The following is an 11535-nucleotide window of genomic DNA, read 5'->3' on the forward strand; positions in this document are numbered from 1 at the left end:
AAAGATATGAATGGCAAGACGCTTGTGATTAACAAAACCTTGTCTGACGAGGCCATACTGGTCGAATTGGGGCGTCGGCTGAGTCGCCATCGCATTGATGCGAAATTGACCCAGCAGGCGCTGGCTGAGATGTCAGGTATTTCCAAAAGCACGCTGGAGCGTATTGAGGCCGGTGCGCCATCCCAGCTACCGAATCTGATTCGTGTGCTGCGCGTGCTGGATATGCTGCCGACGCTGGATCACGCGATTCCGGCCCCGGCGCCCCGGCCCATGGCCCTGCTGCGCAACCAGCGTAAGCCTCCGCAACGGGTACGGCCACGGCAAACGCCCGCTTCCGCACCGGACCAGACAGACAGGTCTGAGACAGGCAAACCCTGGGTTTGGGGGGATGAGCGCCAATGACTACCCTGGCGCAGGTCAGGCTTTGGGGGAGCACCATTGGCGCGGTGGCGCTTGACGAGCGTTCTTCGACAGCGAATTTTGAATACGAAGAAGATTTTGCCAGCAGTGGTATCCAGCTCGCGCCACTGATGATGCCCTTGCCGGGCAGCCATAAAAAAGTATTTCGTTTCCCGGCCCTGGCGCAACAAACCTTTCATGGCCTGCCGGGGTTGTTGGCGGATGCATTGCCTGACCGTTTCGGGCATGCCCTGATTGATGCCTGGCTGGCCAGTCAGGGGCGTGCCCCCGATACGTTTAATGCAGTAGAGCGCCTGTGTTATGTCGGTCAACGGGCCATGGGTGCATTGGAGTTCGCACCGGTCACCGGGCCGCGGGCTAAGGCGTCGCAGCGCGTGGATATTTCGCAGTTGGTTGGCCTGGCTTCCAGGGTGCTGACGCAGCGGCAGTCCTTCGCGACCCATTTGAGCCAGGATGACCCTGATGGTTTGCGCGACATTTTACGGGTGGGGACCTCGGCGGGTGGCGCGCGGGCCAAGGCCGTTATCGCCTGGCACCCGGAAAGCGGCGATGTCCGATCCGGTCAGCTTGACGCTGACGCCGGTTACCAGCACTGGTTGCTGAAATTTGACGGCGTGAGCGCCAACCGGGACAAAGAGCTGGCAGACCCTCAGGGCTACGGCCAGATTGAGTATGCCTACTACCTGATGGCTCGTGACGCGGGCATTACCATGTCAGAATGCCGCCTGCTCGAGGAAGGCGATCGCCACCACTTTATGACGCGCCGTTTTGATCGCACCGACGCGGGCGACAAACTACATATGCAGTCCCTGTGCGCGATGGCGCATTTCGACTATAACGCCGCCGGCGCCTACAGTTATGAACAGGCCCTGCAGGTCATGCAGCAATTGAACCTGTCACATGCCGAGGTCGAGCAACAGTTCCGACGTATGGTATTCAACATCGTGGCCCGCAATCAGGATGACCATACCAAAAATATCGCCTTCCTGATGGACCGCGCCGGACAATGGTCCCTGTCGCCGGCGTTTGATCTCACGTTTTCCTATAATCCGGACGGTGACTGGACCTCAAGCCACCAGATGAGCCTGAACGGCAGGCGCGATCATTTCACGCTTGACGACTTCAAGGCCTGCGCGCGGCTGGCCACCCTCAAGCGTGGCCGCGCCGAGGCCATTATCGAGGACGTTAGCGCGGTGGTCAGACGCTGGCCCGAATATGCCGACAGGGCGACGGTGGCTGCCCGGTGGCGCGACCGTATTCAGCCTTTGCTGCGCGTGGATATCCTTTGACGCGGCGACGGTCATATCTGCCTATCTGTGGCTTCGGGCCGGATATGTCTGGAAAATAAGGCTCAACTGCGGGAAAATACGCGCTTTCTACGACCCGAACCCCGCGTACAGGAGCTCCACTCGTATGTCCACCCGACTGACCTCGCGCAGAGAATGCGCCAATGCCATCCGTGCCCTCGCCATGGACGCCGTCCAGAAAGCCAATTCCGGCCACCCCGGCGCACCGATGGGCATGGCAGACATCGCCGAAGTGCTGTGGAACGACTTCCTGTCTCACAATCCGGTTAACCCGCAGTGGATGAACCGCGACCGCTTTGTTCTGTCCAATGGTCACGGCTCCATGCTGATTTATGCTCTGCTGCATCTGAGCGGCTACGATCTGCCCATGTCGGAGTTGCAGAACTTCCGTCAGTTGCACTCCAGGACTCCGGGTCACCCCGAATTTGGTTACACCCCCGGCGTCGAAACCACAACCGGTCCGCTGGGCCAGGGGCTGGCCAACGCGGTGGGTATGGCAATTGCCGAGAAGACCCTGGCGGCCCAGTTCAACCGTCCCGACCACAACATTGTCGATCACTTCACCTATGTGTTTGCCGGTGACGGCTGCCTGATGGAAGGTGTGTCACACGAAGTGTGTTCACTGGCGGGTACGCTGGGTCTGGGCAAGCTGATCATGTTCTATGACGACAATGGTATCTCCATTGATGGTGATGTCGAAGGCTGGTTCACCGATGACACCAGCAAGCGCTTTGAGTCCTACGGTTGGCACGTGCTGGCGGTTGACGGCCACGACGCGGAACAGATTAAAGGCGCTATTGAGGCGGCCCGAAAAGAAACGTCACGCCCAAGCATCATTCGCTGCCGTACCACGATCGGTTTCGGGTCCCCGGGTAAAAGCGGCACCGCGGGCATCCACGGCGCACCGCTGGGTGATGATGAAATTGCCGCCACCCGCAAGCAGTTGGGCTGGCAGCACCCGCCGTTTGAAGTGCCGGAAAACATAAAGCAGGACTGGGACGCCCGCGAACGCGGTTTCCAGGCGGAAACGCAATGGAAAGAGAAACTGGTGCGCTATGAAGAAGCCCATCCCGATCTGGCAGTGGAGCTGGTACGCCGGTTGAAAGGCGAGTTGCCAGGCGATTTTGCTGAGCGCGCCGCAGAGCACCTCGCGTCATGTCAGGAAAAAGGCGAAAGCATTGCGTCGCGCAAGGCGTCACAAAACAGCATCGCAGCATTTGGCGAGATTCTGCCGGAATTGATTGGCGGCTCTGCCGATCTGGCCGGTTCAAACCTCACGCTGTGGAAAGGCAGTGTGCCGATCACTGACAGCGCTGATGGTAACTACATTAATTACGGTGTCCGTGAATTCGGCATGACCGCGATCATGAGCGGAATCGCGCTGCACGGCGGTTTTATCCCTTACGGCGGCACCTTCCTTATATTCATGGAGTATGCGCGTAATGCGGTGCGCATGGCTGCATTGATGAAGCAGCATACCATCAACGTTTACACCCACGACTCCATCGGGCAGGGCGAAGATGGCCCGACCCACCAGCCTATCGAACAACTGGCCAACCTGCGTACCACGCCGAACATGTCGGTCTGGCGCCCCTGCGACGCGGTGGAAACGGCGATTGCCTGGAAACACGCCTTGCTGCGCAAGGATGGGCCGACATCGTTGGTATTCTCGCGTCAGGGGCTGCCGCACCAGGCACGCGATAATGCGCAGGTCGCCGGCATCGAGCGCGGCGCCTACGTGCTGGAAGACTGTCAGGGTCAGCCCGAACTGATCGTCATTGCGACTGGCTCGGAAGTGTCGATTGCGCGTGATGCCGTGAAAACATTGCAGGATAAAGGCGTCAAGGCGCGCCTGGTGTCAATGCCTTCGACCGACGTGTTTGATGGGCAGGATGCTGCCTATCGCGAGAGTGTATTGCCATCTGCCGTACGCAAGCGCCTGGCGGTGGAAGCAGCCATTGCCGACTACTGGTTCAAGTATGTTGGTCTGGACGGTGCCGTAGTGGGCATGACCAGCTTTGGTGAGTCAGCCCCGGGTGGCGCTCTGATGAAGGCCTTCGGGTTCACTGCCGACAACATTGTTGCCAAAGCCGACGAACTGCTGACGTAGGACGGAGCTTTATTATGCCCTATCGGCTGGCAATAAATGGTTATGGCCGAATCGGACGTTGTGTTTTGCGCGCGCTGCATGAAAGTGCCGCGCACAAGGAATTGCAGATCGTGGCCATCAACGACTTGACGGATGCGCGCACGCTGGCACACCTGACGCGTTATGACAGCACCCACGGCCGGTTCCATGGCGAGGCAGTGCTTGATGATGCCGGGCACATGATCGTGAATGGCCAGAAAATACAGCTATTGTCACAACCCGAAATCAGCGCGCTGCCCTGGCAGGCGCTGGACATCGATCTGGTACTGGAATGTACGGGCACGTTCAACGACCGCAGTACGGCTGAGCAGCATCTGAACTCAGGCGCAGGTCGGGTGTTGTTTTCGCAGCCGGCGCAGAGCGACGTTGACGCCACGGTGGTGTATGGTATCAACCATGATGTACTGCAGGCATCGCATCGGGTGATCTCGGCGGCGTCCTGCACGACCAACTGTGTGGTGCCGGTGATTCAATGCCTGGATGATGCATTTGGCCTGGAGTATGGCGTGATAACCACGATCCACTCGGCGATGAATGATCAGCCGGTGATCGATGCCTATCACCATCAGGATCTGCGCAAGACCCGCAGCGCTGTGCAATCGATCATTCCGGTGGACACCGAAATCGCTAAAGGCATTGGCCGCATCCTGCCGAAGCTGGACGGGCGTTTCTCGGCACAGGCCATGCGCGTACCTACCCTCAATGTGTCAGCCATCGATCTGACGGTGACAGTCCGGGGGGATGCGGACATTGACCGCGTCAATGATGCCATAAGACAGGCGGCCGCGCGCTCCATGCCTAATGTGCTGGCCTGCACCGACGAACCGCTGGCGTCCTGTGATTTCAATCACGATCCCAGGTCTGCAATTGTGGATCTGAGCCAGACACGGGTCAGTGGTCAACATTTGATAAAAGTGCTCGCCTGGTTCGATAACGAATGGGCCTACGCAAATCGTATGCTGGATGTGGCCAATCTGATCCGGCAGTTATAACCGCTTTGACGATACCTGGTCTGGGAGGACCTCAGCGACTCATGACAACACCTTCAGGCACCATCAAGAGAATGCAGGATCTCGATCTGCGCGGCAAGCGCGTATTGATACGCGAGGATCTGAATGTATCGGTAAAAAATGGCCAGGTCGGCAACGACACTAGGATAGTTGCTGCACTGCCCGCGTTGAAGATGGCGATGGAGGCCGGCGCCAGGCTGATAGTGATGTCACACCTGGGCCGGCCCGAAGAAGGACTGCCCGTTGCAGATCAGCCTGACTCATCGCTGGCGCCGGTGGCCGCGCACCTCGGGCATCTGCTGGGTGTCAATGTGCGCCTGGTGGCTGATTACCTGGAAAACCCCGCTGCGGCTCAGCCTGCTGCCGGTGAAGTGGTGTTGCTGGAGAACGTCCGCATTAATCAGGGTGAAAAGAGCAATGATGATGCGCTGGCGAAACAGTACGCTGCGCTGTGTGATGTGTTTGTCATGGATGCCTTTGGTACCGCGCACCGCGCACAGGCCAGCACCCATGGTGTGGCAAAATTTGCTCCGGTCGCCTGTGCCGGGCCGCTGCTGGCAGGTGAGCTGGATGCGCTGGAGAAAGCACTGCAAAAACCCGAGCGTCCGATGCTGGCGATTGTGGGTGGCGCCAAGGTTTCCAGTAAACTGAAAGTGCTGGAGAGTCTGGCAGACAGAACTGACCAATTGATCGTCGGCGGCGGCATTGCCAACACTTTCCTGCTCGCGGCCGGTTATCCGGTAGGGAAATCACTGGTGGAAACGGATCTGGTCGACACGGCTCGCGAGCTGATGAAGAAAACCAATATTCCGCTGCCGGTTGATGTGGTAGTCGCGAAAGAGTTTTCCGCCGATGCCAAGGCAACCATCAAGGACGTCAGTGACGTGTCTGACGATGATATGATTCTGGATATCGGGCCAAAAACGGCGGCCGTGCTGGCGGACATTATCGCCGGGATGAAAACCATTATCTGGAATGGCCCGCTGGGCGTGTTTGAGTTCGAAGCTTTTGCCGGTGGCACCCGGGCGGTGGCAAAGGCGATCGCAGACAACGCGGGTTTTTCTATTGCCGGCGGCGGCGAAACCATATCTGCAATCGACAAGTTCGGCATAACGGATCAGGTGTCTTATATCTCAACCGGTGGTGGTGCCTTTCTGGAATTTGTCCAGGGTGATGTGCTGCCGGCCGTGGCGATACTGGAAACGCGCGGGCAGGATTGAGCGACAATTTGAAAAACAGAATTTCGAACTACACGAATTCGAACTAACAAGAGGAATTTAACATGGCACTTATCAGTCTTCGTCAATTGCTCGACCATGCTGCCGAGAACAGCTACGGCGTGCCCGCATTCAATGTGAACAACCTGGAGCAGGTCCGGGCAATCATGGAAGCTGCTCACGAAGTCAACAGTCCGGTGATATTGCAGGCCTCTGCCGGCGCCCGAAAATATGCAGGCTCCAATTTCCTGCGTCACCTGATCCTGGCGGCCATTGAAGAGTTTCCCCATATTCCCATCGTCATGCATCAGGATCATGGTGTGTCGCCTGCCGTTTGTCAGCGTTCCATTCAGTTGGGATTTTCCTCGGTGATGATGGACGGATCGCTGGGTGTGGATGGCAAGACACCAATGGATTATGACTACAATGTTGATGTTACCCGCAACGTTGTGCAGTTGGCCCACGCCTGCGGCGTGTCTGTTGAAGGTGAGATTGGCTGTCTGGGTTCACTGGAAACGGGCATGGCCGGGGAAGAAGATGGTATTGGTGCCGAGGGCAAACTGACCCATGAGCAAATGCTGACAGACCCGGAAGAAGCCGCTTCTTTTGTCGCCGACACCGGCGTCGATGCCTTGGCCATCGCTGTCGGCACCAGTCATGGTGCCTACAAATTCAGTCGGCCACCCACCGGCGACACGCTGGCAATTGAGCGAATCAAGCAGATTCACGCCCGCATCCCTGATACCCATCTGGTGATGCACGGTTCATCATCGGTACCGCAGGAGTGGCTGGCGATCATCAATGAGTTCGGCGGCGAGATCCCGGAAACTTACGGTGTGCCAGTGTCGGAAATTCAGGAAGGCATCAGGCACGGTGTGCGCAAGGTGAACATCGATACGGACCTGCGTCTGGCATCAACCGGTGCGGTGCGCAAATTCCTGGCAGAAAACAAGTCAGAGTTTGATCCGCGCAAGTTCCTGATCCCGTCCACCAAGGCCATGAAAGGCATCGTCAAGGATCGCCTGGAAGCTTTCGGTGCAGCAGGACACGCCAGTCGCATTGGCAAGATTTACACGCTGGAAGAAATGAGCGAAAAATACGGCCTGAAGTAACGGCCTTAGAATCTGGCACAAGGGCAGGGAGTGGGAGGGAGCGCGGTGGACCAATCAGGCCACGCTTCTCCTTTGTGCGCACAGCCGATCAGCGGGAGGACTGTTTGAGTCCCGAGCGCGCAGCGCGAGGTCGAGTTCCGCCCCGCCGGCTGTGCGTGCAAAGGAGGTGGTCGGTCCAACGTGTCCCTCCCACTTCCTGACCGCTCTCTAAAAAATGCAAATTATCTCGGCGTTTACCAAAGTACCCGGCATCTGATCGTGCCATTGATCTCATGCAGCTTGTCCAGCGCGATATCACTGTCCTCTTCCGCAATATCCATCACCACATAACCAATTTTGTCATTGGTCTGCAGATACTGCGAACAGATGTTGATACCGCTCTCGGAGAAAATACGGTTAATCTGAGACAGCACACCTGGCACGTTCTCATGCACATGCAACAAACGATGCATGCCCGGATGCGACGGCAACGCCACTTCCGGAAAGTTCACTGACGTAATCGAGGAACCATTGTCACTGTAACGAACCAGCTTCTCAGCTACCTCCATGCCAATGTTCTCCTGCGCCTCCATCGTGCTGCCGCCTACATGCGGCGTCAGGATGCAGTTATCGTATTTTCGCAGTGGCGAGATGAACTCATCATCATTAGAGCGGGGTTCCACCGGGAATACATCTATCGCCGCACCCGCCAGGTGCTTGGTTTCCAGTGCCTCGGCCAGCGCATCAATGTCGACGACGGTACCGCGCGAGGCGTTGATCAGAATGCTACCCTTCTTCATCCAGCTCAATTGTTCCGCGCCGATCATGTTTGCCGTTTGTGGTGTTTCCGGTACATGCAGGCTCACGACGTCACAGGTCTGCATCAGCTCCTTCAGCGTCGACAGTTGCACCGCGTTGCCCAACGGCAACTTGGTGACGATGTCATACAGGTAGACTTTCATGCCCATGGACTCGGCCAGCACGCTGAGCTGAGAACCGATGTTGCCGTAGCCGATCAGACCCAGCTTTTTACCGCGGGTTTCAAAAGAACCGGTGGCTACTTTCTGCCACGCACCCAGATGCGCCTGGGCATTTTTCTCAGGCACCCGGCGCAGCAACAGAATAGTCTGGCCGATGACCAGCTCGGCAACACTGCGGGTATTGGAATAGGGTGCATTAAACACTGGTACGCCTCGCACCAGCGCCGCCTTGAGATCAACCTGGTTGGTGCCGATGCAGAAACAGCCGACAGCCTGCAGTTTGGATGCCGCTTCAAACACGCGCTCGGTCAGCTGAGTGCGGGAGCGGATGCCAATAAAATGCGCGTCTTTTACCTTTGCCACCAGATCGTCTTCAGACAACGAGGTCTTCAGGTATTCGATATTGGTGTAGCCGGCTTCGTGCAGCGTGTTGACGGCACTTTGGTGCACGCCTTCCAGCAGCAGGAAGCGAATTTTGCTTTTATCCAGCGACGTAGGTTTCATAACGGTGCGGTATCTCTCAGCGGTATCTGTCAGGAGGCTCTCGGGTTCAAGGCGCGCTATGGTACCATAAACGCCGTCAGTAACATAAAAGGTAATCCTGGTAATGAGCGCGATGCAGCAAACGTTGGCAGCCTCCCTGGCTGAGATTGTAGGGCCGGATCGGGTCAGTATTGATCATGAATCCCTTCAGGTTTTTGGCAAGGACTGGACCAGGGTCTATGAGCCTGATCCGGCTGCCATTGTCTTTCCGGGATCCATTGAGGAAGTACAGGCGCTGGTACGCCTGGCCAATAAACAGAAGTTTGCGCTGGTGCCGTCGGGCGGACGTACCGGTTTAAGCGGCGGCGCGGTAGCGGCCAACGGCGAAGTGGTGGTGGCATTTGACCGCATGAACCAGATACTGGATTTCAGTGCCGTTGATCGTCAGGTTGTATGTCAGCCCGGAGTGATCACCGAACAGCTGCAGCAGTTTGCCGACGACAAAGGCCTGTTCTATCCGGTTGACTTTGCTTCGTCCGGTTCCAGCCAGATCGGTGGCAACGTTGCCACTAACGCTGGCGGCATCAAGGTCATTCGCTACGGCCTGACCCGCGATTGGGTGATGGGCATGAAAGTGGTCACCGGCACCGGCGAACTGCTGGAGCTTAACCACGGCCTGGTCAAGAACGCCACCGGTTACGATCTGCGCCATCTGTTTATCGGTTCGGAAGGCACGCTGGGGTTCATCGTGGAGCTCACCATGGCGCTGGCAACACCGCCCAAGGACCCGACTGTGCTGGTGCTGGCGGTGGATGACCTCGAGTCGACCATGCATGTACTGCAGGCGTTCCAGGGTGCGCTGGATATCTGCGCCTTTGAGTTCTTTTCGGAAAAAGCCTTGCTGCACGTGATGGCAGAAAAAGGTCTGCAACGTCCGTTTGAGACAGTGGGTACCTTTTATGCGCTGATCGAATTCGAGAACACCAGCGAAGCTGTGATGGACGCGGCGATGACTGTATTCGAGCATTGTGTGGAGCAAGGCTGGGCGCTGGACGGCACCATGAGCCAGAATATCACCCAGGCCCGCAGCTTGTGGCGGCTGCGTGAGGACATTTCCGAAACCATTTCCAGATTCACCCCCTACAAGAATGATATCTCCGTGCAGGTCTCCAGGGTTCCTGCGTTCCTGAAAGAAGTTGATTCCATTGTTACCAGTCAGTACCCGGATTTCGAGATTATCTGGTTCGGACATATCGGCGATGGCAATGTGCATCTGAACATACTCAAACCTGACGCCTTGCCCAAGGCAGAGTTCTTCCGTCAGTGCGGAGAAGTCAGCTACGACATCTTTGATGCAGTCAAAGCCTATGGCGGGAGCGTGTCTGCCGAGCATGGCGTCGGTCTGCTGAAAAAGCCCTATCTGCAGTACAGTCGCAGTGACGGAGAAATTGCCTGCATGAAGGCACTGAAACAGGTATTTGATCCAAATGCGGTCATGAATCCGGGAAAGATTTTTGATTGAAATCGGGGACTTGCCTGATTGATGAGACGAACATCACAGTTTTTGCGATAAATTTATTGAAAAAGCGGATATTTCGTCGTTTTTCGTTACAAACTGTATTCCCAGCGACAAAATATAGCGGTACACTGTTTTTAGGGTTCAGTGTCGAATCCAGCAGTTGCCAGATTTGTCAACTGTGTTAATAAATATCGGGATCCGCTGGAAACGTTTTTCTGGTCAGTCCCTTGGAAATAGCAAGAGAGCAATATGTCACAGCAAGTAGAAGGTACCGTTAAGTGGTTCAATGACGAGAAAGGTTTCGGTTTCATTGAGCAGGAAGGTGGAAAGGACGTATTCGTCCATTTTAGTGCCATTAACGGTACTGGAAGAAAGACGCTGCACGAAGGCCAGAAAGTTACGATGGAAGTAACTCAGGGCCAGAAAGGGCCACAGGCAGAGAACGTAAATCCTCTGTAAAATACGAAAACGCAGGGTGTAACAGCCCTGCGTTTTTATATTTGCCGTGCATCGACAACAGATCTGATTGCAGAGTTCTGATTTCAGGGTTCTGATTTCAGAATAGCTGGCTGAATTCCATTGGTTGAATGCAGCGGGCAGACGCTTTAGCGCCTGATATCCCGTAGAGATCAATCCTGGTATTACAGGCTTAGCGTTCTGAGGCCTTCTATTGTTCCCAGAATCAGTTTGTCGGCAGGTCTCATCGCAAACAACCCGTTGGTCACCACCCCGGTGATCTGATTGAGTTGTTGTTCGAGTTTTCGTGGATCGACGATACTCATGTTATGGATATCGATGATGATGTTGCCGTTATCGGTGACGACGCCGTCACGATAAACCGGGTCACCGCCCAGCTTGACAATCTCCCGCCCGACATGACTGCGCGCCATCGGAATAACTTCTACCGGCAGTGGAAAACTACCCAGCACGTCGACCAGCTTGCTGCCATCCGCAATACAGACAAACTCTTTGGCCACGGCCGCAATGATCTTTTCGCGCGTCAGCGCACCACCGCCACCTTTGATAAGCTGCAAGTATTCATTGGCCTCGTCGGCGCCATCAACATACACACTGACTTCGGGTGCCGAGTTCAGTTCGATGACCGGGATACCCAGGGCCTTCAGGCGTTTGGCGGTGTCTTCCGAGCTGGCAACGGTAGCCTGAATGTCCTGTTTGAACTCGCCCAGGTATTCAATAAAGTAATTGGCTGTGGAGCCGGTGCCCACACCAATGACGGTGCGCTCATCCAGGCGGGTTTTGACGTAATCGGCAGCGGCGCGGGCGACGGCCTTTTTCAGTTCATTCTGGTCCATGCTGAATTCCTGTTGTTTGCTGGCAATAAAAGGAGTCGGAGGATAT

The 11535-nt window shown here is 56.2% G+C and carries 10 protein-coding genes; 8 read left to right on the plus strand and 2 right to left on the minus strand.

Annotation, left to right across the window (positions count from 1 at the left end; genetic code table 11):
- Positions 1-6 precede the first annotated feature (6 nt).
- The 6 genes from ENH71_RS06730 (at position 7) to fba (ending at position 7215) form a co-directional block, all read left to right on the plus strand.
- Positions 7-402 (plus strand): helix-turn-helix transcriptional regulator, encoded by a 396-nt coding sequence (locus tag ENH71_RS06730; RefSeq protein WP_294131516.1) that lies wholly within the window; start codon positions 7-9, stop codon positions 400-402.
- A complete protein-coding gene (locus ENH71_RS06735) occupies positions 399-1709 on the plus strand; it encodes a type II toxin-antitoxin system HipA family toxin (RefSeq protein WP_294131519.1) in 1311 nt (436 codons plus the stop codon). Before ENH71_RS06730 ends, ENH71_RS06735 begins: the two co-directional genes overlap by 4 nt.
- 136 nt (positions 1710-1845) lie before the next feature.
- Positions 1846-3837 carry a transketolase gene (gene tkt / locus ENH71_RS06740; protein ID WP_294131674.1) on the plus strand — a complete coding sequence of 664 codons (1992 nt, stop codon included), beginning with the start codon at positions 1846-1848 and terminating at the stop codon, positions 3835-3837.
- 14 nt (positions 3838-3851) lie between these two features.
- Positions 3852-4868, plus strand: a complete 1017-nt coding sequence (gene gap, locus ENH71_RS06745) for a type I glyceraldehyde-3-phosphate dehydrogenase (protein ID WP_294131522.1) — start codon at positions 3852-3854, stop codon at positions 4866-4868.
- A gap of 41 nt (positions 4869-4909) precedes the next feature.
- Positions 4910-6106, plus strand: coding sequence for a phosphoglycerate kinase (locus ENH71_RS06750; protein ID WP_294131525.1), 1197 nt, complete (start codon positions 4910-4912; stop codon positions 6104-6106).
- A gap of 62 nt (positions 6107-6168) precedes the next feature.
- On the plus strand, positions 6169-7215 hold the full coding sequence (gene fba / locus ENH71_RS06755) for a class II fructose-bisphosphate aldolase (RefSeq protein WP_294131527.1): 1047 nt from the start codon (positions 6169-6171) through the stop codon (positions 7213-7215).
- Positions 7216-7448: 233 nt separating this feature from the next.
- Here fba and serA read toward each other — a convergent pair whose 3' ends face one another.
- Positions 7449-8678 (minus strand): phosphoglycerate dehydrogenase, encoded by a 1230-nt coding sequence (serA, locus tag ENH71_RS06760; RefSeq protein WP_294131529.1) that lies wholly within the window; start codon positions 8676-8678, stop codon positions 7449-7451.
- 112 nt (positions 8679-8790) lie between these two features.
- Here serA and ENH71_RS06765 point away from each other — a divergent pair, with 112 nt between their 5' ends.
- A complete protein-coding gene (locus tag ENH71_RS06765) occupies positions 8791-10179 on the plus strand; it encodes a D-2-hydroxyglutarate dehydrogenase (protein ID WP_317622364.1) in 1389 nt (462 codons plus the stop codon).
- A 246-nt stretch (positions 10180-10425) separates the two neighbouring features.
- Complete coding sequence (locus tag ENH71_RS06770; RefSeq protein WP_070117378.1) at positions 10426-10635, plus strand: cold-shock protein; 210 nt, start codon at positions 10426-10428, stop codon at positions 10633-10635.
- Positions 10636-10817: 182 nt separating this feature from the next.
- Here the strand turns inward: ENH71_RS06770 and rpiA are convergent, their stop codons facing one another.
- Positions 10818-11489 (minus strand): ribose-5-phosphate isomerase RpiA, encoded by a 672-nt coding sequence (gene rpiA, locus ENH71_RS06775; protein ID WP_294131547.1) that lies wholly within the window; start codon positions 11487-11489, stop codon positions 10818-10820.
- Between the last annotated feature and the right edge of the window lie 46 nt (positions 11490-11535).

This window comes from Pseudohongiella sp., from assembly GCF_011050365.1.
In the GTDB taxonomy this organism is placed as follows: domain Bacteria; phylum Pseudomonadota; class Gammaproteobacteria; order Pseudomonadales; family Pseudohongiellaceae; genus Pseudohongiella.